Here is a 24,771-nt window from a genome sequence, read left to right on the forward strand (position 1 = left end):
CGTGCAGTAGCGAAGGTCGCTACTGCACGCATGTCTTGGGGTTGAAGACGGTTATCTTGCTTGGATTTATGTCAAAATGTTGCTCTCACGGAGGAACGCTATGACACAGATGCAATGGGACCAGTTATTATCCCCTCAACGTCTTCACGATAAACGCCCCGGCGGTGTGCGTGAAGCAACCCATGAAATCGGGCGAAGTCCTTTTCATAAAGATCATGATCGTATCGTTTTTTCGGGCTCTTTCCGGCGCTTGGGTCGGAAAACGCAAGTGCATCCGCTGACTGAAAATGATCATATTCATACACGCTTGACCCATTCACTGGAAGTCGGCTGTGTTGGACGCTCGCTAGGTATGATTGTTGGCGAGTTACTAAGAGATCGCCTGCCTGGTTGGATTACACCCGCTGACTTAGGGGTGATCGTCCAGACAGCGTGCTTAGGACATGATATTGGCAACCCTCCTTTTGGTCATGCTGGTGAATATGCGATTCGTGATTGGTTTCGGCGTGCTCAAAAAAGTGGCTTGCTAGACGGTTTATCTGATGCAGAGCGTGACGATTTACTAACGTATGAAGGTAATGCCCAAGGCTTCCGTGTTATTACCCAAATTGAGTACAACCAGTTTAATGGTGGTATGCGGTTATCTGCCGCTACATTGGGTACTCTGCTTAAATATCCCTGGACGGTACGCTACAGCGGGCGTGCTGGTAAGTTTGGTTGCTACCAGTCTGAACAGGCGCTGTTAAAAGAAGTGGCTGAGGCTGTCGGGCTTCTTCCCCAAGGAGATCAACGTTGGTGTCGACATCCGCTTGCTTGGCTTGTCGAAGCGGCTGATGATATCTGCTATGCCCTGCTTGATTTAGAAGATGGTTTAGAGATGGGTATTCTGCGCTATGAGGAAGTAGTCGAGATACTGCGCCAGATCGCGGGCGAATTCCCTCCAGAATATGCTGAGATGGAGAGGCGGAAAGTATCTCAGCGACGTCGAATTGCGTTACTGCGCGGTGCCGCTATGGAACGCGCGGTGAATGATGTGGGGGCAGTTTTTGTGCAGCATGAGCAAGCATTGCTCAGCGGAACGTTAGGCCAGGATTTATTAGAGCTGTGTCACCCTGACCTGGGATGGGGTGTTCAATCGGCAAAGCAGTTAGCCCGTGAGCGCATTTTTCAAAATGAGCGCAAAGCTAAACTTGAAATTGGCGCCTATACAACGCTGGGAATTTTATTAGAAGCGTTTATTGGTGCCGCTAATGAACTGCATCACACAGGGCATAGCTCATTCAAGCACCAGCGCGTGCTGGCATTGATTGGTGAAAATACGCCATTGCCGTCCTGGACGCTCTACGATAGCTATCGGCGCATGCTGGATTTTATTGGTGGAATGACCGATCACTATGCTGTCGATCTCGCGCAAGAAATGGGTGGCCGCTTGCGAGGTAATTAACCTTCTATACGGAGGGTTGACGGAGGTGTTTAAGCTCCATAAGACGTGCACGCTCAATAAGTATATGAATCACTTTGTCGTGAATGGCATCGCTCATCTGGCCAGGGGTGAGCTCGGTTAGCTGCCGTGCTAGCTGTTCACCGCTAACGACTAATATATCGGGGGCCGCTTCGCTAGTATCAACGACCCAACCTGGCAAAACCAATACGCCTCGTACAGGCACAGGAACACCACAACGACGCTCAAGCCATTGAGTCAGCCAACTAACGCCCTGACGTGTTTTATGCAGAGGGCGGCGTTCTTGCCAGTGAGGAAAACGTAGCCGCTCACGTTCAACGGCTACGCTATTAAGCTCCTTGCCATCGCTACCAATCGCTAATGCTCGTGCGCGCGTTTCTACCACGAAGACGCCGTGTGGTGTGACGACCACATGATCAATAGTGAAGCTATCGGTAGGAACGTCGTGAAACACATAATAGGGGTGGGCTTCTGGTCTCACCATGCGCTCTAACTCTTGACCTACGGCTAGCTCGCAAGCTAAACCGAGTTTGAGTCGGCGGATACGCTGATAATCACGGACAAGTAACAGTGAAAAAGCCAGTACTAGCAGCGTACTAAGTAAGCCATATAACGCCCACTCCACCCAGTCTTGCTTTTCCACAAACAGCATACGGCCCATGCCGTACACGAGTGGAGCAAGGCTAATAATGGGGCCGAGCGCACCGTTTAAAAACAGGCTAGAAAAAGCTTGATCAAGGCGATGCCGCAGAGCCTGACCGGGTTCACGCAAGGGTGCATTAAAGGGGGACTGAACGCGTGCATCGTGAAGGCTACGCAGTGCCAAGACAATGCCACCCATGGCTGCCATGGGGAATAGGAAAATGAGTGGTAGCAGGTATTCTAACCAATTCATTGCAGTGCCTTGCCCTTTAGTGCTTTGCCTCAAGGCAGAGCGCTATCACAGAGGTGTGTCAGCCACCTGCTAATTTAACTTGGTAGCCTAACGATGTTAATGCTTGCTGTAGCGTTTCCCGATGATCTCCCTGAATTTCGATAATGCCATCCTTTACAGCACCACCGGTGCCACAGCGTTTCTTCAATGTCTTAGCAAGCGTTTTCAACTCTGCATTGGAAAGCGGTATACCGCGAATGGTGGTAACCCCTTTCCCCTTACGACCACTGGTTTCACGTCGGATGCGCACAATCCCGTCTAAATCAGCAAGGCGTGCTTGCTCGCTGGTATCTGCGCAGCGGCAGTGGTCGATAGACTCGCGGCAGCTTGGGCAAGTCTTGCCTTGTTCTGTTGAATACACAAGGCCGCCGAGCTGATCACGTAATGAAGCCATACTTATTTCTCTATTGAATGTTGAGGCACTGGCATCTGCCACTTTTCATGAGTAAGGCGCTCAACGACTGCAGGCAACTGATACATATTGCTGATCATAATAGCGCCTTCAGGTGTAGTTTCAGCGTCCGGGTAGCGATTCAAGTGAATGACGGTCATGCCAGCTTGTAGTGCTGCCCTAACGCCAACGAGTGCGTCATCGATGGCAATACAATCACTTGCTGCAAAACCCATAATACTAGCTGCATGAAGGTGAAGACAGGGCTCTGGTTTCCAGCAGTTAGCGGTATAACCGCTAAACAAACGCTTACCAAAGTAGGTGGCTAGGCCGGTTGCTTGTAAAGCAGTATGAATTTTGCTCTCAGGCCCATTAGAGACAACCGCACTCGGGTAATTATTAAGCACCTCTAGAGATTCATGGGCACCAGGAATCGCCTTTAGCTCGCTAGTTAAACGATTAGCTAAGCTGGTTCGCATCGAGTGCTCCATGCTAGCTAATTGATCTTCATCGACATTACCGTAACGCTGCTGTAACTCTGCCACAATTCGTCGAAAACGGGCACCTCGAAACTCTCCGAGATAATCGGTGGATTTAAAGGGTAAGCCTACCGAATTTAGACCGATAGCCATTTCTTCAGCCAGAAGGGGCTCGCTATCAACGAGAGTGCCATCACAATCAAACAGCAAAAGTGGAAGCGGCATTGTCATTCCTTGCAGCGTCTTTTGCGCTGCCCGTGTTAGTTTAAGCCGACCATACTGCTATTGAACGAGATTTTGAGCTCTTTGTGAACACTGTTTGATAATTTTTTATAGGTTTATATCAAGGTGCCCAAGGAAAGTGCTGACTGATAGCTTCATTGTTGGGGACAGGAATGGCTTTTTAAAGCAATAACACTGATGCGTAGCCATGTTTAGACTAAGCTTTGATAACCACAATAAAGGAGAGCGTCGATGCGATTTACACCGTGGGTGTTTTCAATTGCTTTTTGTACATCCCTACTAGTGGCAGGGCAAGCGCAAGCTGAAATGTCAGATTCAGATAATGCGCAGCATGACGCATTAGACGATGCGGCATTAGAAGAGAAATATGGTATCAAGGCAGGATCACTTCAGCGAGATGAGCCCACTTCCAACGGCGCTGAGGAAACCAGCGACGATGAAAGCAACCATAGTGATAATGAAGAAGACACAGAGGGAGGTACAGGAGGAACTGGTAGTGCCGAAGATGCAATTGAAAGCGGTGAGGGTGAGCAGAGCAACGACGATAACGAATAGAGCTTTTAGCGTGTTAAGCGTCGTGAATTAGCGCTACTACGTCGATGGTAGGGTTTCATGGTCTTTTGGCTGGTGACCCACCAAGGAGCATAGTGACCGTTCATAGCGTTCAATAACGTTTTTTGCATAACAAGGCCAGCTTCAATGCTGGCCTCCATTTTTTCGGTCACCATGCGTTGGTTTTCGCGCATCATTGAAGGACTGAAAAATGGCTGTGTTTGCCACATCTGTTGACGCATAGCGATGGTGGACAGCGATGAGCTCCACAGTTCAAACGCCATAAACCCCGCTTTCCACATATCAAACATGGCCAACGGCGTCGTCGATGTTGTAGAAGAGTACTTCATAGGGGACTACCTGCTGAGAGAATAATTAGTTACAACCCCTCTAGTATTAGCCTATATATGCTGCGTTGCAATAAAATAAGGCGGCCAACCGGCCGCCTTAAGGGGAATACGTGAAGAGAAAGTTACTTCACTTTCGGTGCCAGCTCACCACGCTCGTAGCGCTGGAACATAACTTCTAGACTGACCGGTTTGATTTTGCTCGCATTACCAGCAGTGCCGAAGGCTTCATAGCGCGCGATACACAGATCACGCATAGCCGTCACCGTTTCTTTAAGGAATTTGCGTGGGTCAAATTCAGAAGGGTTTTGAGCCATAAAGCGACGGACGGCTCCCGTAGAGGCAAGACGCAAATCGGTGTCGATGTTTACTTTACGAACACCGTATTTAATGCCTTCGATGATCTCTTCGACCGGCACACCATACGTTTCCGGAATTTGACCGCCATACTGGTTAATCACTTCCAGCCACTCTTGTGGCACGGATGATGAGCCATGCATTACCAAATGCGTGTCGGGAATGCGCGCATGGATCTCTTTAATACGTTGGATCGACAGGGTGTCGCCAGTGGGTGGCTTCGTAAATTTATAAGCCCCGTGGCTGGTACCAATGGCGATAGCCAGCGCATCCACGTGGGTTGCTTTGACAAACTCAGCGGCTTCTTCAGGGTCGGTGAGCATCTGTTCCATGTCCAGCTTGCCCTCGGCACCAATGCCATCTTCCTCGCCAGCCATGCCCGTCTCTAAGCTGCCTAGGCAGCCTAGCTCGCCTTCAACGGAGACACCACAAGCATGCGCCATTTCTACAGCACGACGAGTGACATCGACGTTGTAGTCATAGTCCATCGGTGTTTTACCGTCTTCACCCAAAGAGCCGTCCATCATTACCGAGGAGAAGCCGAGTTGAATAGAGCGTTGGCAAACAGCAGGGCTAGTGCCGTGGTCCTGATGCATCACGACTGGAATGTGCGGGAATTCTTCAACTGCTGCCAAGATCAGGTGGCGTAGGAAGGGAGCACCGGCATATTTCCGCGCGCCAGCAGAGGCTTGCACGATAACCGGAGAGTCAGTGGCGTCAGCAGCTTCCATGATGGCGCGCATCTGCTCGAGGTTATTTACGTTGAATGCTGGAATACCGTAGCCATATTCGGCTGCGTGGTCGAGCATTTGGCGCATGCTGATCAAAGCCATGGGATCACCTTAGTTGGGTTGTATGTAGGTACAAAGGCAGTGAGCGTGCCATTTTGTTTCACAATTTAACTGCGCTGAGCGGCAGCCTCGAGTGCGGCGACGGCAGGCAACTGCTTGCCTTCAACGTACTCAAGAAATGCGCCACCGCCAGTAGAGATATAGGAAACGCGGTCAGCAATGGCATATTTATCAATCGCCGCTAACGTATCACCGCCTCCTGCGATAGAGAAAGCGCTACTGTCGGCAATCGCCTGAGAAAGCACTTCGGTTCCTTTACCAAACTGATCAATTTCAAATACACCGACAGGGCCATTCCACAAAATAGTGCCTGCATTTTTCAGTAAGCTGGCTAAGTGGCTAGCAGTTTCGGGGCCGATATCCAGAATCATTTCGTTATCAGCGACCTGATCAACTGGCTTGACAACCGCTTCTGCGGAATCAGAAAACTCAGTGGCAACGACGACATCCGTCGGTAATGGAATGGCTACTTTTTCCATGAGTGCTTTTGCCTGGCCAATTAAATCTGCCTCAAAGAGCGATTTGCCAACATTATAGCCTGCCGCAGCGATAAACGTGTTGGCGATACCACCGCCAACAATCAGTTGGTCGCATTTGTCTGAAAGGGCGGTGAGTACGTCTAACTTGGTGGATACTTTAGAACCGCCTACAATCGCTGTCATAGGCCGCGCCGGGTTTGCCAATGCTTTTTCAAGCGCATCAAGCTCTTGCGCAAGCAGCGGTCCTGCACACGCCTGTGGGGCAAAGCGCGCCACGCCGTGAGTAGAAGCCTGCGCGCGATGAGCCGTACCGAAGGCATCCATTACAAAAACGTCGCATAACGCTGCGTATTGTTTGGAAAGCTGTTCGTCGTCTTTTTTCTCACCGTTGTTAAAGCGCACGTTTTCTAGCAGCACAACATCGCCGTTAGCCAATGTTGGCGCTGTATCGAGATAATCGCTAATTAGCGTTACGGGACGGCTAAGCAACTCGCCTAAGCGCTCTGCGACGGGAGCGAGTGAAAATTCTTCAGCAGGCTCTCCTTCAGTCGGGCGGCCTAAGTGACTCATTAGCATCACTTTCGCACCTGCTTGAGCTGCTGCCTGAATAGTCGGCAGCGCTGCGCGAAGACGGGCGTCACTGGAAACACGGCCATGTTTGATCGGTACGTTAAGGTCTTCACGAATCAGCACGCGCTGCCCTTCCAGGGGCAGATCGGTCATTTTTTGCACGTTCATGTGAGCGGTTTCCTCGTGTTCAAGCAGATGAAAAGACATGATGCAGCCTAGCGAGCGTTGCTTTTGGAAAGCGATGCCAGCCGTTGGGTGATATCCAGCATACGATTGGCAAAGCCCCATTCATTATCAAACCAACACAGCAGCTTAATTAAGCGTGTCCCTGCGACCCGTGTTTGCGTGGCGTCTAGGATGCCAGAGCGTGGATCATGATTAAAATCTATCGATGCCATGGGGGCTTCGGTATAGCCTAATACGCCAGCTAGGCGCTGCTGGCTGGCACATCTAAGTAAGTCGTTAACGTGCTCGGCGCTCGTGTCACAGCGCACAGTCAATGCGGCATCCATGGCAGAGACATTAATAGTTGGCACGCGCACATGTAGGCATTCAAAACGACCGGACAGGCTTGGCATCAAGCGGCTGATTCCGACGGCCAGCCCAGTATCCACGGGGACAATGGACTGCATGGCCGAGCGTGTCAGGCGCAGATCCGTTTGATGATAAGCATCAATGACGGGCTGGTCGTTCATGGCCGAGTGGATGGTGGTGGTAACGCCGTGTTCAAGCCCCAGTGCTTCGTCCAGCACGGTGAGTAACGGGACGAGGCAGTTGGTGGTGCATGAGGCTGCTGAGAGAATGCGGTGGGAGAGTGTGAGCTCATGTTCGTTGATGCCCCACACAATCGTCGTATCCACATCGCTTTCGGCGGGTTGCGAAAACAGCAGCCGCTTAGCGCCAGCGGTTAAATGCTGTTCTGCCGTCGCTCGGTCCTTGAAACTACCTGAGCATTCCAGAACTAAATCAATGTCTAATGCTGCCCAGGGCAGAGCCTGTGGGTCACGTTCGCAAAGAACGTGTATGCGCCGGCCATTGATAAGTAGGCATTCACCGTCATTGTCTACCTCGCCAGGGAAACGGCCATGGGTCGTATCGTAGCGAGTAAGGTAGGTAATCGTCGCAAGATCAGATAGCTCATTGATGGCGACAACTTCAATTTCTGGGTGGTTGCGCTCAACCAACGCTCTTAACACGCATTGGCCAATGCGTCCGTAACCATTAATGGCAATTCGATATGTCGAGTTTGCATTAGCCATGTCGCGAAGCGGCTCTCAAAAAATTGCTCAATGATAGCGTATTTCAACTGAGTTTGTTTTTCAGCTGACCGTGCCGATCAGCCGCCAAGCGAGTGGCAGCAGCAGCGCGGTAAAAATACCGGTTAGACTCATGCCTAACGAGGCAAACGCGCCAGCCGTTGGGCTTAGTTCAAATGCTCGCACAGTGCCAATGGCATGGCCATTAAGACCCAGTGCGAAACCAATAATGCGCTCATCGTTAATTTTCAGCAGCCGAGCAACGACACTCACGAAGGGTATGGTAACCACTCCTGTCATTAACAGTGCCCCCATCAGTAACGCTACGTTGCCGCCGAGCTGTTCAGTAATGCCGATGGCGATTGGCGCGGTGACTGATTTTGCGGCGAGTGACGCCAAAATAGTGGGACTAGCCCCCATTAGCCAAGCAATGCCTATTGCGTAGCAGGCCGCTAGTGCGGCGGCGATCGGTAAACAAAGTGTCAGCGGCTGCCAAAGTTCACGAATGCGCGGCAGTTGTTGATAGAGTGGCATGCCCAAGGCAACGGTCGCCGGCCCTAACAAAATGGTGAGCCATGAGGCCCCTTGTTGGTAAATCGAATAAGGCAGCCCTATCGCGACGAGTGCCGCTGCTAATAGCAACGCTGCGATTAAAATAGCGGGTAGCCAAGAAGGGTTACGCAAGCGCTTAAAGATCAGGTTGCCGAGCAAATAAGCTGCAAGTGTAAGTCCTACAGCAAACAGCGGTGTGGCTGTTAGAGTGGACAGCACGTCAGTGGGCATCTGATCGCCCAATTAGCCGTTGTAATAACCATAACGTGGTAATCACGCTTAATAACGTCCCTAGCAATAGCGCAATAAGTATGGCGAACCACTGACCCGCGAGTTCATCCAGAATAAAGAACACGCCAACGACGCCTGGCATAATCAACATGGCCAGAAGCGCGATTAACGGTTGTGCTGCGGCCGCCAAACTTGAAGGCACACGGCCTAAGACAGCAAGGGTAGCGCATAGCAATAGCATGCCCACCACCCCTGAAGAAAAAGGTAAACCGGAGAAGTGGATGACCACTTCCCCAATTAACCAATAGCTAATTAGCCATAGCAGACCATTTAGCGCAGGCATGGCAGAACCCGCGCTAGATCAGCCTGCATGGCGTTAGGCCAGTAGCTCATTAGCCTGCTTAACAATATTTTCAACCGTAAAGCCGAAATGCTTGAACAGTTCGCCCGCAGGTGCCGATTCACCGTAGGTGGTCATGCCGATAACACGACCATCCAGGCCAACGTACTTGTACCAATAGTCGGCATGACCCGCTTCGATCGCAATCCGTTTAGTGACTGCCTTCGGCAGTACACTTTCACGGTATTCCGCGTCCTGGCCATTAAAACGGTAGGTTGACGGCATGGAGACCACGCGCACTGCTTTACCTTGCTGCTCTAGTTCTGCTGCTGCGTCCATGGCAAGCGATACTTCAGAGCCGGTGGCAATCAAAATCAGCTCGGGTGTGCCGACGCTGTCTTTCAAAATGTAGCCACCGCGCTGAATGGCCGCTAGTTGCGCCTTGGTGCGCTGCTGGTGAGGCAAGTTCTGGCGCGAGAGTACCAACGCGGTGGGGCCGGAGTGGCGTTTCACCGCTGCATCCCAGGAAGCCGCTGTTTCAACCGCGTCACAGGGGCGCCATGTGTTCAGGTTAGGCGTTGTGCGCAGGCTGGTCAGCTGCTCAATCGGCTGGTGGGTGGGACCATCTTCGCCCAGGCCAATAGAGTCATGGGTAAATACATAAATGGCTTGCTGGCCCATCAGCGCGGCCATCCGCACGGCGTTACGCATGTATTCCATGAAAATCAGGAAGGTCGCGCCATAAGGAACGAAACCACCGTGAAGGGCGATACCATTCATCACCGCGCCCATGCCGAACTCACGTACCCCGTAGTGCAGATAATTGCCGCTAGCGTCTTCTGGAGTGATTGCCTTGGCGCCCTTCCAGAAGGTCAAGTTAGATGGCGCGAGATCGGCGCTACCGCCGAGTAGCTCGGGCATTTGCGGGCCGATAACATTCAACGCTTCAAAAGAGGCCTTACGAGAGGCAATGCTTTCACCCTTCTCTTGAGCTTGCTCAATGAGCGCGGCGGTTGAAAGTTCTGCCGGTAGCTGCGCCTTCATGCGGCGCTCAAACTCTTTGGCTTCGGCTGGGAATGCTTCGGCATAACGGGCGAAGCGGACATCCCACTCCTGCTGGCGGGTTTTGCCAGCGTTACGGGCATCCCAAGCAGAATAAACGGGCTCGGGGATATGGAACGGTGCGTGTTCCCAGCCGAGTTGCTTACGGGCGAGGGCCACTTCGTCGTCACCTAAGGGTGCGCCGTGAGCCTCTTCTTTACCCTGTTTGTTAGGTGCGCCAAAGCCAATGATCGTTTTGCAGATAATCAGGCTCGGCTTATCGTCGTGGCTCTTGGCTAATTCAATAGCCGCTTTGATCTCTTCCGGCTTATGACCGTCGACGTTTGGCACCACGTGCCAGCCGTACGCCTCAAAGCGCTTAGCGGTGTCATCGGTAAACCAGCCTTCAACCTCACCATCAATAGAGATGCCGTTATCGTCATACAGGGCAATCAGCTTGCCAAGCTGCTGAGTACCCGCCAGCGACGCGGCTTCATGGGAGATGCCTTCCATTAAGCAGCCGTCACCTAGGAAGCACCACGTATGGTGATCAACAATGGTGTGGCCAGGGCGATTAAACTGCGCTGCCAGCGTTTTTTCAGCAATCGCAAAACCAACGGCGTTGGCGAAACCTTGGCCCAGGGGGCCGGTGGTGGTTTCGATGCCTGGGGCGTAGCCAAATTCCGGATGGCCAGCCGTGGGCGAATGCAACTGGCGGAAGTTCTGCAGCTGTTCCAGGCTTAATTCATAGCCGCTGAGGTGCAGCAGCGAGTAAAGCAGCATTGAGCCGTGGCCATTAGACAACACGAACCGATCGCGATCAGCCCACTTGGGATCTTCGGGGTTGTGCTTGAGGTAGTCATTCCACAGCACCTCGGCGATATCAGCCATGCCCATAGGCGCGCCAGGGTGGCCAGATTTGGCCTTCTGAACAGCATCCATGGAAAGGGCGCGAATGGCATTGGCCAGCTCAAAACGGGACGGCATGGGGGTGCTCCTCGCCTGAAAACGGAAATAATAAAGGTGCTATTGTCGCTGACTTCCCCGGCGGCGGCAAATTCTGGAGCCACGTTCTGGGAAGAACCCCCAACAGCGTGTAGACTCTGCCTCCCGAAGTGGTAGCGAAAATAGTCGTGCCGCTTCTATATATGGGCAGGGAACTGAACTTCCTGCCATGATTTCCTGCTGATGCTGCGGTCACTCTGCAGCCGTCATACAGAGGGTCGAGAGCGCGATGAGCGAATATTCCCTGTTTACCTCCGAGTCTGTCTCAGAAGGGCATCCTGATAAGATTGCCGACCAGATTTCCGACGCGGTACTAGATGCCATTATCGCCCGAGATAAACAGGCCCGCGTTGCCTGTGAAACCATGGTGAAGACAGGCGTTGCCATTATTGCTGGTGAGATCACCACGTCTGCGTGGGTTGATCTGGAAGCACTGGTGCGTGACGTGATTACTGATATTGGCTACACCTCATCTCGCGTGGGCTTTGATGGCGCAACTTGTGGGGTAATCAACCTGATCGGCAAGCAAAGCGTTGATATTGCTCAAGGTGTCGACCGCACGAAACCTGAAGATCAGGGTGCTGGCGATCAGGGATTGATGTTTGGCTACGCGACCAACGAAACTGATTCGTTTATGCCGGCGCCAATTCACTACTCGCACCGTTTGGTTGAGCGTCAGGCGGAGCTGCGTAAAAACGGTCTGCTGCCGTGGCTACGCCCAGATGCCAAAAGTCAGGTAACGTTCCGTTATAACGCGGAAGGCAAGCCCTGTGGTGTCGACGCCGTCGTATTGTCTACTCAGCACGACCCGGAAATCGGCCAAGATGACCTGCGCAAAATGGTTAAGCGCGAAATCGTCGAGCAAGTGATTCCCGCTGAGTGGCTGGATGAGCATACCCAGTACCACATTAATCCGACCGGCCAGTTTGTTATTGGTGGCCCGGTGGGCGACTGTGGCTTAACAGGGCGTAAAATTATCGTCGATACGTACGGCGGTATGGCGCGTCATGGCGGTGGAGCTTTCTCTGGTAAAGACCCGTCTAAAGTTGACCGCAGCGCCGCTTACGCTGGCCGTTACGTGGCTAAAAACGTCGTTGCCGCAGGTCTGGCTGATAAGTGCGAAATCCAGGTTTCCTACGCTATCGGCGTTGCCGAGCCGACGTCGGTTTCCATCGATACCTTCGGCACCGGTAAAATCGACGATGTTAAAATTGTCGAGCTAGTGCGTGAGCACTTTGATCTGCGCCCTTACGCGATTACCAAAATGCTCGATCTGCTACATCCGATGTATCGCCTCACGTCTGCTTATGGTCACTTTGGGCGTGAGCCGTTTGAGCATAGCTACAGCTGGGTAGATGACAAAGGCCAAGTTCATACAGAAACCTTTACCGCCTTCCCGTGGGAAAAAACTGATAAAGCCGACACTCTGCGCCAGGCTGCTGGTTTGTAACAAGACGTGTGACGGTAGTGTAAGCATGTCGATAACGTGCCCCTTGGCTGATGCCAAGGGGCTTTTTATTGCGTTGAATGTTTATTTTTCACTATGCGCTAAGGTCACTCTTCTCATCTGGCGTTTTATTAGACGCTGCTAGTTAAAAGGGAAGCGCCGCGACAGGGTGCCGAGAGAGAGCGTATGGATACCAACAGAAAAGCATACAAGCGTTGGCTACTGATCACCGCTTTATTGAGACTAATATTGGGGAGAGCAACGCTATTAAGCGCAGTGTTGTTAAGTGCGTGCTTACCGAGTGTCACCTTATCCGCACAGGCCAATGTGTGCCCTGACTGGCCCCGTGAACGGCTAGCGCAAGAGAGCGAAACACTGACTGAGCATATTGCTCGATGGGATACTGCCTATCACGATCAGGGCGAGTCACTGATTGATGATGAGCTTTACGATCAAGCGGTCGCTCGGCTAGCAAACTGGCAAGCCTGCCTGGGTGAAGCGGCCCGGCAGCGACCGCTAACCAGAGTCACCCGTAGCGCTGGCACTCTAGATCACCCCGTGGCGCAAACGGGATTGAATAAAGCCGATGATGACGGTGTGCGACGCTTTATTAGCCGCCGGGACGATCTTTGGATTCAGCCTAAGGTCGATGGTGTCGCGATAACGCTACGCTACGAAGAGGGCGTGTTGGTCGAAGCGGTTAGCCGCTGTGACGGTGAACGCGGGCAGAACTGGACGGCTCGTGTACAGCAGCTTCCCGCCGTGCCAAACACACTGCCAACGTCGCTATCCGCCGTATTCCAGGGCGAACTCTACTGGATATTAAATGGCCATATTCAGTCGCAGAGTCCCGCCTCTGGCGCGCGAGGTGCTGTTGCCGGGGCCATGGCTCAGGCATCACCTTCGCGGCAAACCCGTGAGCGTATCGGGCTGTTTATCTGGGATTGGCCAGAAGGGCCGAGAGAGATGAATGAAAGGCTAGGCCAACTGACCGCGTTAGGCTTTGATACCGCCGATTACACCCACCCTATCAATGCCCAGCATGACGCCGCCAACTGGCGCGATACGTGGTTTAACGGCCCATTGCCGTTCGCCACCGATGGAGTAGTACTGAAACAGTCCGAACGCCCTGGGGTTCAACGCTGGTCATCATCGCCGCCGGAGTGGGCTGTTGCGTGGAAGTATCCCGCTCAGCAGGCGTTAGCTCAGGTTCGTGGCGTCGAGTTTCGCATTGGCCGAACAGGGCGCGTGACGCCGCTGTTGTGGCTTTATCCAATCACGCTAGAAGGACGGCGTATTAGTCGTGTGTCGCTGGGGTCTCTAGAGCGCTGGGAAGCATGGGATGTGCGCCCGGGTGATCATATCGCGATCACACTGGCGGGTCTCACCATTCCCCAGGCAACAGAAGTTGTTTGGCAAACCGACGAGCGAGCGACCCTTGGCGTTCCCTCGCCAGAACGTTATCACCTATTAAGTTGTTTTACACTCACCGCGGGGTGCGACGCGCAGTTGCTGGCGCGGCTTAGCTTCTTAAGCGATCAGTTAAACATGCAGGGCGTGGGAGAGGGCACCTGGCAAGCGCTTATGGAGGCAGGTGTTGTGACCGAACTGCTAGGCTGGCTGGCAACAACGCCGGCACAGCTTCAGCGGGCACATGGCGTGGGAAGCGTTCGTTCAGCAGCGCTTGTCGCTCAGTTCCAGGCCGCACAGGCGGCCTCCTATGCTCAGTGGTTAGGGGCGTTAGGGATACCACCAGGTGGCAGCGCCCAGCTAGGGGATTGGGATACGTTAGCAGGTTACACACACTCAGATTGGCAAGCCGAACCCGGCGTTGGCTCCGTGCGTGCTGACGCGCTGGTGGCATTTTTCAGCCATCCAGACGTGCAGCGGATGGCCGCTCAGCTAAAGCTGGCGGGGGTTGAAGGCTTTTAACCCAATCAGAGGCCTAGCCCGGTAAGTTGCAGCATTAGGTGAAGATAGAGAGGAATTAGTAATGGCGCTAATAGCGTGGTGGTAAGCACCGCTAATGCTCCTTTTTGCGGTTGAATCCCTAGCTCCATCGCGACCACCACCACGTTAGAGGCCATGGGTACGACGCCTAACAGTAACAACGCCATACCGAGTTCTGGTGCAAGCGAGCCCAAGGCTTGAAGTAATAAAACGGCGATTAGCATCACCAGCGGCCAAAGTAGATAACGTAAGCCTACGCAGGTGGCAACAAAGCGGGAATCCCAAGCATCAAGCGTAACCTGGCTAAGGGTCATGCCAATAATCATCATGCCTAGCAGGGTGTAGGTGGCGGGGAAAACGTCAAGCGAGTTCATCAGTGCGCTGGGAAGTGTCACGTTGAGTGCACTCAGCAGCAGCGCAGACAAAAATGCGTAGACCAACGGCAGTCGAGCAATTTTGATCAGACTTTGGCGAATGGAAAAGTGGCCACGCGCACTTAAGTAAAATCCCACCGTAAACTCATATAGATTAATCCCTAACATGCAGAATAGATAAAGCGTGACACCTTCTGGCGGCAGTAAAATTAGCGCCACAGGCAGGCCAAAGTAACCCGTGTTGCCAGTGCCAGAAGAGAACGCTAAAAGTGCCCCCTCCTGAGGCCCAAAGCGGTGCTGGGTAAACCAGCGCACGGCCAGCGCCATGATGCTCACCAAGCTGAACAGCGCCAGTGTTAACAGTAGATAATCTGGTGTTGGGCCGCCGTTCATTAATGCGCGGAAAATGGTGAGTGGTGCAATCATGTATACCAATAGTGTGGCGATGGGGCGTGGGTCGATTTTTAAGCGCTGTGCAGCAATCCACCCCAATCCTACAAACCCCAATAACATCAACAGTGGCCCCATTAGGGCACTTGGCGCTAAATCCATTTCTGCATCCTGAGTCGTTAGGTGACGACGTCGTTGTGTGAATAGCTAAGTAGTTGCGTAAATAGCTAACATGAGCCGAATTAAAGGCCGACTGTGGAATCTTTCATTAGCTCCAGCGCGGCGGAAAGAGGAGAATAACCTAAATTATCACGATGTTAACGCTTTGCGAGGAAGTCCCATGAGCAGTCAAGAGCACCCGTTAGGTATTAGCTTTGAATTCTTTCCGCCCAATACCGATGCGGGAAGAGAGAAGTTAATGCACGTGCGCGATGAACTGGCCGCTCGACATCCGCGCTTTTTCTCGGTCACTTATGGTGCCGGTGGTTCCACTCAAGCGCGCACACGCGATATTGTGCGCACCGTTAGCCAAAGCGGCATTACGACAGCGCCACACCTTTCCTGCATTGGCAGTGAAAAAGCGCAATTGCGCGACCTGCTAGCGCAGTATCGTGAAGAGGGTGTCGACAGCTTAGTGGCGCTACGTGGCGACATGCCATCGGGCATGGGAAGCATTGGTGAGTTGCGCTACGCCAACGAACTTGTAGAGTTTATCCGTGCGGAAACCGGTGACCATTTTGATATTGCGGTGGCTGCTTATCCTGAATCTCATCCACAGGCACCCAATCTCGATAAGGATGTGGAAAACTTTGCCCGTAAAATGAAGGCTGGTGCCAACATGGCCATTACCCAGTACTTTTTTACCGCGGATGCCTACTTCCATTTTGTTGAAAAAGCCCGAGCGCTAGGTGTTGAGCAGCCTATTATTCCAGGCATTATGCCGATTACTAACTACACCAAATTGGCGCGTTTTTCAGATGCTTGTGGCGCAGAAATTCCCCGTTGGATTCGCAAGCAGTTGGAAGCTTATGGTGATGATAGTGACGCTATTGCCGCTTTTGGTACGGATGTTGTTAGCCGTTTGTGTGAGCGCCTACTTGATGGTGGTGCGCCTGGTCTACACTTCTACACGCTTAATCAGGCAGCACCCGTACTGAAAATTGTTGATAATCTGAGAGGCTAGTACGCCCTTAAAGAACCTAGCTTAGTGATCAATAAGAACGCCCGCTCGATAAAACTCGAGCGGGCGTTTTCGTTGGGCGATTAACGGCTAGTGGTTGAGTGAATAGCAGATTGCGCCGTCATGTGGTGCTGGGTGTCGCCTTATTGCCATGCTGTTTACGCTGCATAATGAACAGCGCTGCGCCAATGGCCAGGCCAGCAATATCGCTGTAAATGCCGCCGTAAATCATAAACAGCGCACCGACCAGCATAACCACACGCTGTAAGGTGTTTACCGGCCCAAAGAACCATGCTTGCACCATGCCCGAAAGCAAGATGATCCCCAGTGTGGCGGTCACACCGACACGCAGTATTTGCATCGCGGAGCCTTCCATTAGCATGGCTGGGCTGTAGAAGAACATAAACGGCACGATAAATGCAGCAAGACCAATTTTGAACGAAGCGACCGATGTGCCCATGGGGTTATCCCCAGAAATACCGGCGGCGGCGTAAGATGCTAACGCCACTGGCGGCGTAATGGCCGACACGACCGCAAAGTAGAACACAAAGAAGTGTGCGACGAGCGGCTCGATACCGATATTGATCAAGCCGGGTGCCACTACCGATGCTGCTACCGCGTAGGCTGCCGTCGTAGGCATGCCCATGCCGAGCAGGATACTGATCAACATCGCAAAGACCAATGCCAATAGCTGGCTAACCCCTGCAAGGCCTAACAGCAGTGAAGAGAAGCGCGCGCCGACGCCCGTCAGCGATATGACGCCAACAATAAGGCCTGCGCAAGCACAGACAGCAATGATCTGAATCGACATTATGCCCGCTAGTTGGAGTGCTCTCAAAATAGCCCGAATACCCATTTTATTGGGTGAGATCCAACTGACAACTGCCGCTGATGCTGTCGCTAGTGTACCGGCACGAATGACGGAGTAGCCCATAAAGAGAGCGACAATAAGAATGATAATGGGGGCGAATAGGTAGACCTGTTTTACTAGTTTGGAGAATAGCGGAATTTCATCTTTACGCATGCCACGCATGCCTTTACGCGCCGCTTCAAAATCCACCATAAAGTAGATAGAGGCGAAGTAAAGAATGGCTGGAATGACCGCCGCAATTGCAATTTCTGTATAAGGAATGCCGGTGACTTCCGCCATGATAAAGGCGCCTGCCCCCATGATGGGCGGCATGATCTGACCACCCGTGGACGCCGCTGCTTCAATGGCACCAGCACTGCGCGCTGGATAGCCGACTTTTTTCATCAATGGGATGGTAAGCGAGCCAGTCGATACCACGTTGCCCGCTGACGTACCGTTGATCATGCCCATTAAGCCGGAAGCAAAAATAGATACCTTCGCCGGGCCACCACGGGCACGGCCAGCGGCTGCAAATGCGAAGTTGACGAAGTAATCACCTACTTTCGAGGCCTGTAAAAACGCCGCAAAAATAATAAACAAAATGATATAGGTCGATGACACCGCCGTCGTTGGGCCAAGAATGCCTGCATCGGTATAGACCTGACTAAAGAAGCGCTGCACAGATAAACCTGGGTAGCCTAGGAAACCTGGTAGATACTGGCCAGCAAAGACATAGACCAGGAAAACCGCTGAAATCACCACCAATGCTAAACCAGCCACCCGACGAGTTAGCTCTAGAATCAGCAGTGAGCCCGCAATGGCCGCCCAAGAAATGCCGGGAGGAGCAAACGAGGTGCCTGTCGACATGCGCATATTGGTATTAAAGGCCATCAACAAGTAAGCAGCGCTGGCGATGGCACACACCATTAAAACGAGGTCGGCGGGATTAAAGCGGTGGCGTGCCTGCCGATAGAACCAAGACAGGGCAATGGCTGCTGCCGTGGTGGCTATGAGTGGATAGCCGTAATGCAGTGTCTCAATGCTTGGATCAATGCGCATCGCACCGCCATTGAGTGTTTGCTGCATCAAAAAGACTTGTATAAGTGAATAGATCGCAGGCGCTAAGAGCGCATAGCTGGCCCATTTGAGCCATGCAGGGGAGGCTTGCTGATCATCTTCTGCAAAGCGAGCACCGGCAAACAGCCCGTACCCTAAAATGAGCGCACCAGCGATATGTACAATGCGAAACGACCAGGTTTCCATCGGGTACACATTGAGCGAAAACAGGTGGAAGCTTGAATAGCCAATGGCCAGTGCAGCAAACAAAAAAAACTGCCAGCCAACAAACACACGGCGGTTGGACTCGACAACCTCTTCATCGACACCCTCGGCAATTGACTCGGGTATCGATGAAGCAGTTTGGGCATCATCCTTGAGGCCGTTGGGGTCTTGATCGGTATTGTGACTCATCAGAGGTCACCCTCACAGCAAAAGCAAAAAAGAGGCGGTAGCGAACGCTGCCCCATCCGGCCAGCGGAAAACAGGGCAGCGTGAAGAGGGGCTTGGCTTAGTTGATCATGTCATCATCAATGTCGTAGCCATTCTCTTCATACCAGCGTGCGGCGCCCGGATGGAAGGGCAGCACATTGTTGTGGACGATGTTTTCTGGAATGGTGGTTTCAGCGCTGCGGTGCACTGAGCGCATACGGTCATTGTTTTCCATCGTGGCTTTGGTGACTTCATAGATAAAGTCTTCCGGCAGATCACAGCCCGCAATGGCAAAGTTCCACATAGAAACAGCGCGTGCGTCTTCTTCCAGTGTGGTGTAAGTGCTCGCTGGGATAGTGAATTCAGCAACCGGGAAGGCGTCCAGGACGGTGGCCATCTCTTCTTCGGTAAACTCAATAATGTTCACATCGGTCTGCACTTCGAGTTGGCTAACGGCCGGAATCGGAATACCCGCTGCAAACGCGATCACATCCAGCAGGCCATCCTGCAGCTGACCACCTAAGTCAGACCAGCCGCCATTACGACGATCAAACTCAACGCCCAGCGTTTCGAGGATAGCGGGGAAGTAAGTGTCTGATGTAGAAGCTGCTGGGCCGAACCCGATGCGCGCGCCATCAGGAATGTCAGCGATGGACTCAATGCCTGAGCTCGAAAGAGCGGCAATAGAGAAGGGGGTTTCATACATCGGGAACAGTGCACAAACATTGTCCATTGCCAGGCCTGGCGCTAGTGGACTTTCACCCTTAACAGCATCCGACGCTGGGCCCATCGTGGTAAGACCAAAGGCCATATCGCCGCTGTGTACGAGCGCTAGGTTTTGAGTTGGGCCGCCTGTGACTTCACCACCGCCTGAAACGTCTAGCTCATCAGCAATAAAGTTAGCCCAGCCTGAGCCATAAACGAAGTAGGTGCCGCCTTGACTGGCGGTACCGACAGTGAAGTTATCGGGCCATTCTGAGCGGTCTGCTTGGGCAGTGCCTGCTGCTAGAAGGGCACTACTGGCAAGAAAGGCGACGGTTTTAGGCATCATATTGCGCATGGCGAGATTTCCTAAGCTGTTATTGGGATTATCGTCTGGCGTGCTGGCACTGCCAGTGGCTTTATCTTAAGCAATTTACATAGAGCGATAGTCATGCCAATAGGCGGGCTGATTATTAAAATCAGTAGCTTAAAGTTCTCTTATTCAACTTTGGTTGAAACTAAAAAAACGTTAAGTGTCTGGGGTTTCGCACACTATAGGTTCGTTAGTGTGTGGTTTTTCGCACACTTTCATGAGTGAGGAGTGAGGAGTGAGGAGTGAGGAGTGAGGAGTGAGGAGTGAGGAGTGAGGAGTGAGGAGTGAGGAGTGAGGAGTGGCTTGGCCTCCAGCGTGGTGGAGGCTTAAATTAAAAGCGGTGACATAAATGCTTGGAATAGGTGGTTAACGTTTAGGTTTGCCAGGGTCGAGAATGCGTACGGGCTGTACATCCTGCGTTTTTTGCTCTTCGCGTACTTGGTTAACGCGGGTAGTTAGCTCTGGTGCTGCCTCATCTTCAATCGGCAACTGCTCGAAAAAATCGCAGTTAACGCATTCCCGGTAGCGAATGTTGTTTTGCTCCCAGGCGCGAATCCGGTCCATGGCCGCGCAGCGTGGGCAGGTTACCCCAGCAATAAAGCGTTTCACACTCGACATAACAGGCTCCAAGGGTGCGGTAACAAGACAGATACCGCACCCGGTGATAGTGAAAATAAACGTCAGGCTGCGCGGATACCGCTATGGCGTAATAATGGTTCTACGCTTGGCTCACGGCCTCGGAAAGCGCGAAATAGCTCGGCGGCATCCCTCACGCCGCCTGATTCTAGAATTTCCTGACGGAAGCGTTGGCCAGTGGAAGGGTCAAAAATCCCTGCCTCCTCGAACGCGCTCCAAGCATCGGCAGAAAGTACTTCCGCCCATTTGTAGCTGTAATAGCCCGCCGCATAGCCACCCGCAAAAATATGGCTAAAGCTATTCTGGAAGCGGTTAAAGCCAACTGTCGGCACGACCGAGGTGTGGCTACGTACGTCATCCAATAGCGTTTGAACGTCACTGGCGCTGGGCGCTTCCAGCTCATGGTGCAGGCGCAAGTCGAATAATGAAAACTCTATTTGGCGCACCATTCCCATTGCTGATTGGAAGTTTTTGGCAGCCTGTAAACGCGCTAGCAGGTCAGCGGGCAGGGGCTCGCCAGTATCGACATGCTTGGCGATCAGGTCTAGTCCTTCGCGTTCCCAGCAGTAGTTCTCCATGAATTGGCTGGGTAGTTCAACCGCATCCCAAGCAACACCGTTAATGCCAGAGATATCGGCAATGTCCTGTTTGGTCAGCATGTGATGCAAGCCATGGCCGAACTCATGAAACAGCGTGGTGACTTCATCATGGGTTAGCAGAGCGGGTTTGTCGCCCACTGGGGCGGTAAAGTTACAGGTCAGAAATGCCACTGGCAGCTGTAGGCCGTTTTCAGTTTGGCGGCGTACTCGGCAATCGGCCATCCATGCTCCGCCGCGCTTGCTTTCGCGAGCATACAAGTCCAAATAGAAACCGGCGATCGGCTCACCTTGTTCTGTAATGCGGAAGTATTGAACATCGTTGTGATAGCTAGGCGCATCAGGTGCTGCTTCCACGCGAACGCCGTAAAGACGTTCTACTACCTGGAATAGCCCATCCACCACCCGTGGCGCTGGGAAGTAAGGGCGAAGCTGCTCTTGTGAGATGGAGTGACGTGCCTCGCGTAGTTTTTCACTGGCATAGGGCACATCCCATGGCTCAAGCGTTTCAATCCCTAATGCTTCACGAGCATAGTCGCTGAGCTCCGCGACTTCTTCCTTGGCCTGGGGAACGGCACGGCGAGCTAGGTCATTCAAAAACTCAAGCACCTGCTCGGGAGAATCGGCCATCTTAGTGGTGAGCGAGTAATCGGCGTAGGTCTTAAAGCCCAGCAAGTGGGCGAGCTCTTGGCGGAGTGCCAAAATCTCTTCAAGAACGGGAGCGTTATCGAACTTGCCTGTGTCTGGGCCTTGATCGGAAGCACGAGTGACAAACGCGGTGTATACCTCACGCCGCAACTCTCGGTTATCGACATAACTGATAATGGGGAAAAAGCTTGGGAAATCTAGGGTGATGCGATAGCCATCGACGCCTTTTGCCTGGGCGGTTGCTTTTAGCGTATCAAGGGCGCTTTCCGGAACGCCAGCAAGTGCATCAAGGTGGTCAATATCCTTATGCCAAGCTTGGGTAGCATCGAGCACGTTGTTTGAAAACTGGTTGGATAAGGTGGAGAGGCGCGCTTGAATCGCGCCGTAGCGAGCCTTTTTGTCAGCAGGTAAATCGACACCGGCTAAGCGGAAATCGCGTAAAGTGTTTTCTACCGTGCGTTGCTGAGCAGGCGTTAGACTTGCCCATGCATCACCCTGCTTAAGCGCTTGCCAGCCCTTAAAGAGTCCTTCGTGTTGTCCCATCCAGGTGCTAAACGCCGAGAGTTGTTCCAAGCATGCCTGATAAGCTTCCCGCAGTTCGGGGGTGTTCATCGTGCCGTTGAGATGTGAGATGGGCGACCACGCTTGGGTAAGCCGGTCATTAACAGCCTCTAGCGGCGCAGCAAAGTTATCCCAGTGTGGTGGCACTGTGGCGGCCTGTTGAGCGAGTCGGTCAATGACTTCCCGGCTTTCATTCAGCAGCGTTTCTACCGCAGGCACGACGTGTTCAGCGCGAATGTCAGCGAAAGGGGGAAGCTCATGCGGCTCTAGCAACGGATTGCGGGACATAGGCACCTCGTAGGCATTAATTTTTTAACTCGTAACGTTTTTAAATACGTTAGTGGCGCATAAAAACGCAATAATAATGACACAGTGCGGGCGGTGAGGCCGTGTTTCAATGTCTGGGCTGAATACTGTGGCTTACACCAGGGTTTGGCCTAGGCGTAAGCGCCTGCTAGTCTTGCCGCCTTTTAGTGTCGCCAATTAGTGCCACCAATGGTAGGAGCAAGTGATGAGTGAAACGCTGGAGCGCTGGGGGTCAAAGCGAGCCTTCATCTTAGCGGTAACGGGGGCTGCAGTTGGGTTGGGTAATATTTGGCGCTTCCCGTATGTTGCAGGCGAGAACGGTGGTGCGGCATTTCTATTGATCTATGTGGCGTTTGTACTGCTGTTAGGTATCCCTGTAATGATGGCCGAGATTTTAATTGGCCGGGCTGGGCGACGGGGGCCTATGCAAGCGCTGAGTAGGCTGGCTGTAGAAGCCGGCGCTTCTCGGCACTGGCGCTGGTTAGGCTTATTTGGAGCCTTCACCGTCTTCTGTATTTTATCGTTTTACTCGGTGGTGTCAGGTTGGTCGATTGAGTTTTTAGTCGCTTCAATAAACGGAAATTTTGATGGTGCAAGTGCCGCAGAAATAGGTGCGGGTTTCGATGCGTTTCTGGCAAACCCAGGCCTGTTGATTTTTAACCACTCGTTATTCCTATTTATGACCATGACGGTAGTGGCGGCGGGCGTTGCCAAAGGCCTAGAGAGGTTGAACAACCTATTGATGCCGCTGCTGTATGGCTTATTGTTGCTACTGGCTGGTTATGCCACGACCACCGACGGATTTGGTACGGCGCTTTCATGGCTGTTTTTACCGTCGTTTGGCGACGTAACGACCTCAGTGGTGTTGCATGCCATGGGACATGCGTTTTTTACCCTTGCCGTTGGGGCCTGCGCGCTAATGGCTTATGGGGCTTATATGCCTGATGAGCAGAGCCTACCGAAAGCCGCGTTTGCAGTTGCAATGCTCGATATCAGCGTCGCTTTATTAGCAGGGATTGCAATCTTTTCGGTGGTATTTGCCCAAGGTATGGACCCTGCTGACGGCCCAGGGTTGATGTTTGTGACGTTGCCAATTGCTTTTTCTGAGCTGCCTTGGGGAGCATTTTGGTTAAGTGTATTCTTTTTGTTGCTCTTATTGGCTACCTGGACCTCAGCGATTAACCTCGCTGAACCCATGGTGGCAACGCTGCAAGGGCTTGGATGGCGTCGCAGTATATCAACGGCCGTCGTGGCGCTTAGCGTATGGTTGTTAGGGCTGCTTTCGGCGTTCTCGTTTTCCACGCTTGCCGATTTCAGGCCGTTGTTCGGACGCAATGTGTTTGAGCTAGTTAGTAGTATTCCGCCCGATATTTTCCTACCTATGGGTGGACTGTTGATTGCTATCTTTGCGGCCTGGGTGATGCCCCGCGTGCAGGTTGTACAGGCATTGGGTGTTGGGGAGAGTGGCTATGCACTCTGGCGTAATATTGTCCGCTGGGTGTCGATTCCGCTGACGTTTATTGTATTGCTCGGCGGGTTGCTATAGTTCTTGAATATTTTAATCCAATAGCGTTAAGCAGGAGTGTGCAATGAGCAATGCCTTACGACCATTTCAAGGTATTTCGCCTCGCCTTGGTAAGCGGGTTTATGTCGACCCCGCTAGCGTGGTAATAGGTGATGTAGAGCTGGGCGATGACTGCTCGGTCTGGCCGATGACCGTGATCCGGGGTGATATGCATCAGATCCGCATTGGTGCTCGCACTAGCGTGCAGGATGGCAGCGTGCTGCATATTACCCATGCCAGCGATTTCAATCCTGATGGCTTTCCACTGACGATTGGTGATGATGTCACCATTGGCCATAAAGCGATTTTGCATGGCTGTACGCTGGGTAGCCGTATTTTGGTGGGTATGGGGGCAATTGTGATGGATGGAGCAGTTGTCGAGGATGAGGTGATTATTGCGGCTGGCGCAGTTGTTACACCGGGCAAACGTTTGGAAAGCGGTCATGTATATGCGGGAAACCCGGCGAAAGCGTTGCGTCCACTTAAAGATAAAGAGCGCGCTTTCTTTCCTTACACGGCAGGTAACTACGTTAAGTTAAAAGATCAGTTCCTCGCTCAGTAAATTTCTTCATACAGGCGCTAAGCAGTTGGCCTAACACTCTTTTTTTCTTAAATA

Annotated in this window: 22 protein-coding genes; 7 read left to right on the forward strand and 15 right to left on the reverse strand. The window is 52.6% G+C overall.

Annotation, left to right across the window (positions count from 1 at the left end; all coding sequences use genetic code 11):
* The first annotated feature begins 100 nt into the window (after window positions 1-100).
* Entirely contained in the window at window positions 101-1,444 is a 1,344-nt protein-coding gene (locus tag B6A39_RS00220) for a deoxyguanosinetriphosphate triphosphohydrolase (protein ID WP_083000226.1), read from the forward strand.
* Between the two features lie 4 nt (window positions 1,445-1,448).
* Here B6A39_RS00220 and B6A39_RS00225 read toward each other — a convergent pair whose 3' ends face one another.
* From B6A39_RS00225 to B6A39_RS00235, 3 genes are read right to left on the reverse strand one after another with little or no spacing between them, the layout of a single operon-like run.
* Window positions 1,449-2,357, reverse strand: a complete 909-nt coding sequence (locus B6A39_RS00225; protein WP_083000228.1) for a nuclease-related domain-containing protein — start codon at window positions 2,355-2,357, stop codon at window positions 1,449-1,451.
* A 58-nt stretch (window positions 2,358-2,415) separates the two neighbouring features.
* Window positions 2,416-2,790: a translation initiation factor Sui1 gene (locus B6A39_RS00230; RefSeq protein WP_083000230.1), complete on the reverse strand. Its 375-nt coding sequence runs from the start codon at window positions 2,788-2,790 to the stop codon at window positions 2,416-2,418.
* 2 nt (window positions 2,791-2,792) lie between these two features.
* Window positions 2,793-3,491, reverse strand: a complete 699-nt coding sequence (locus B6A39_RS00235; RefSeq protein ID WP_083000232.1) for an HAD family hydrolase — start codon at window positions 3,489-3,491, stop codon at window positions 2,793-2,795.
* Between the two features lie 249 nt (window positions 3,492-3,740).
* Between B6A39_RS00235 and B6A39_RS00240 the strand changes: the two genes are divergently transcribed.
* Window positions 3,741-4,064 (forward strand): hypothetical protein, encoded by a 324-nt coding sequence (locus B6A39_RS00240; RefSeq protein ID WP_083000235.1) that lies wholly within the window; start codon window positions 3,741-3,743, stop codon window positions 4,062-4,064.
* A gap of 5 nt (window positions 4,065-4,069) precedes the next feature.
* On the opposite strand, the gene B6A39_RS00245 is transcribed toward B6A39_RS00240, so the two are convergent.
* From B6A39_RS00245 to tkt, 7 genes are all read right to left on the reverse strand, one after another.
* On the reverse strand, window positions 4,070-4,411 hold the full coding sequence (locus B6A39_RS00245; protein ID WP_083000237.1) for a hypothetical protein: 342 nt from the start codon (window positions 4,409-4,411) through the stop codon (window positions 4,070-4,072).
* Window positions 4,412-4,533: 122 nt separating this feature from the next.
* A complete protein-coding gene (gene fba, locus B6A39_RS00250) occupies window positions 4,534-5,598 on the reverse strand; it encodes a class II fructose-bisphosphate aldolase (protein ID WP_083000240.1) in 1,065 nt (354 codons plus the stop codon).
* A gap of 65 nt (window positions 5,599-5,663) precedes the next feature.
* Window positions 5,664-6,833 carry a phosphoglycerate kinase gene (locus tag B6A39_RS00255; RefSeq protein ID WP_083007816.1) on the reverse strand — a complete coding sequence of 390 codons (1,170 nt, stop codon included), beginning with the start codon at window positions 6,831-6,833 and terminating at the stop codon, window positions 5,664-5,666.
* Between the two features lie 47 nt (window positions 6,834-6,880).
* Window positions 6,881-7,924, reverse strand: a complete 1,044-nt coding sequence (locus tag B6A39_RS00260) for a type I glyceraldehyde-3-phosphate dehydrogenase (RefSeq protein WP_083000242.1) — start codon at window positions 7,922-7,924, stop codon at window positions 6,881-6,883.
* A gap of 60 nt (window positions 7,925-7,984) precedes the next feature.
* A complete protein-coding gene (locus tag B6A39_RS00265) occupies window positions 7,985-8,704 on the reverse strand; it encodes an LrgB family protein (RefSeq protein ID WP_083000245.1) in 720 nt (239 codons plus the stop codon).
* Window positions 8,694-9,047 (reverse strand): CidA/LrgA family protein, encoded by a 354-nt coding sequence (locus B6A39_RS00270; protein ID WP_083000247.1) that lies wholly within the window; start codon window positions 9,045-9,047, stop codon window positions 8,694-8,696. The genes B6A39_RS00265 and B6A39_RS00270 overlap by 11 nt, the downstream gene beginning before the upstream one ends.
* Window positions 9,048-9,080: 33 nt before the next feature.
* Window positions 9,081-11,072 carry a transketolase gene (gene tkt / locus B6A39_RS00275; RefSeq protein WP_083000250.1) on the reverse strand — a complete coding sequence of 664 codons (1,992 nt, stop codon included), beginning with the start codon at window positions 11,070-11,072 and terminating at the stop codon, window positions 9,081-9,083.
* Between the two features lie 247 nt (window positions 11,073-11,319).
* On the opposite strand from tkt, the gene metK reads away from it, so the two are divergent.
* Window positions 11,320-12,540 carry a methionine adenosyltransferase gene (metK, locus tag B6A39_RS00280; RefSeq protein ID WP_083000252.1) on the forward strand — a complete coding sequence of 407 codons (1,221 nt, stop codon included), beginning with the start codon at window positions 11,320-11,322 and terminating at the stop codon, window positions 12,538-12,540.
* A 183-nt stretch (window positions 12,541-12,723) separates the two neighbouring features.
* The gene (ligB, locus tag B6A39_RS00285; protein ID WP_083000254.1) at window positions 12,724-14,469 is read left to right on the forward strand and encodes an NAD-dependent DNA ligase LigB; all 1,746 of its coding nucleotides are present in this window, start codon (window positions 12,724-12,726) and stop codon (window positions 14,467-14,469) included.
* Window positions 14,470-14,474: 5 nt separating this feature from the next.
* On the opposite strand, the gene B6A39_RS00290 is transcribed toward ligB, so the two are convergent.
* Window positions 14,475-15,413 carry an AEC family transporter gene (locus B6A39_RS00290; protein ID WP_083000257.1) on the reverse strand — a complete coding sequence of 313 codons (939 nt, stop codon included), beginning with the start codon at window positions 15,411-15,413 and terminating at the stop codon, window positions 14,475-14,477.
* 178 nt (window positions 15,414-15,591) lie between these two features.
* On the opposite strand from B6A39_RS00290, the gene metF reads away from it, so the two are divergent.
* The gene (gene metF / locus B6A39_RS00295) at window positions 15,592-16,434 is read left to right on the forward strand and encodes a methylenetetrahydrofolate reductase [NAD(P)H] (protein WP_038480077.1); all 843 of its coding nucleotides are present in this window, start codon (window positions 15,592-15,594) and stop codon (window positions 16,432-16,434) included.
* 118 nt (window positions 16,435-16,552) lie between these two features.
* On the opposite strand, the gene B6A39_RS00300 is transcribed toward metF, so the two are convergent.
* From B6A39_RS00300 to prlC, 4 genes are all read right to left on the reverse strand, one after another.
* A complete protein-coding gene (locus B6A39_RS00300) occupies window positions 16,553-18,751 on the reverse strand; it encodes a TRAP transporter permease (RefSeq protein WP_083000260.1) in 2,199 nt (732 codons plus the stop codon).
* 97 nt (window positions 18,752-18,848) lie between these two features.
* Complete coding sequence (locus B6A39_RS00305) at window positions 18,849-19,829, reverse strand: TAXI family TRAP transporter solute-binding subunit (protein ID WP_083000262.1); 981 nt, start codon at window positions 19,827-19,829, stop codon at window positions 18,849-18,851.
* A gap of 381 nt (window positions 19,830-20,210) precedes the next feature.
* Entirely contained in the window at window positions 20,211-20,462 is a 252-nt protein-coding gene (locus B6A39_RS00310) for a YheV family putative zinc ribbon protein (RefSeq protein ID WP_009725002.1), read from the reverse strand.
* A 62-nt stretch (window positions 20,463-20,524) separates the two neighbouring features.
* Window positions 20,525-22,573, reverse strand: coding sequence for an oligopeptidase A (prlC, locus tag B6A39_RS00315; RefSeq protein WP_083000264.1), 2,049 nt, complete (start codon window positions 22,571-22,573; stop codon window positions 20,525-20,527).
* A 223-nt stretch (window positions 22,574-22,796) separates the two neighbouring features.
* Here prlC and B6A39_RS00320 point away from each other — a divergent pair, with 223 nt between their 5' ends.
* Both B6A39_RS00320 and B6A39_RS00325 read left to right on the forward strand, forming a co-directional pair.
* Window positions 22,797-24,137, forward strand: coding sequence for a sodium-dependent transporter (locus B6A39_RS00320; protein WP_083000265.1), 1,341 nt, complete (start codon window positions 22,797-22,799; stop codon window positions 24,135-24,137).
* Window positions 24,138-24,180: 43 nt separating this feature from the next.
* A complete protein-coding gene (locus B6A39_RS00325) occupies window positions 24,181-24,717 on the forward strand; it encodes a gamma carbonic anhydrase family protein (protein WP_083000267.1) in 537 nt (178 codons plus the stop codon).
* Window positions 24,718-24,771: the final 54 nt, after the last annotated feature.

It is taken from the genome of Halomonas sp. GT, from assembly GCF_002082565.1.
Taxonomy (GTDB): Bacteria; Pseudomonadota; Gammaproteobacteria; order Pseudomonadales; family Halomonadaceae; genus Vreelandella.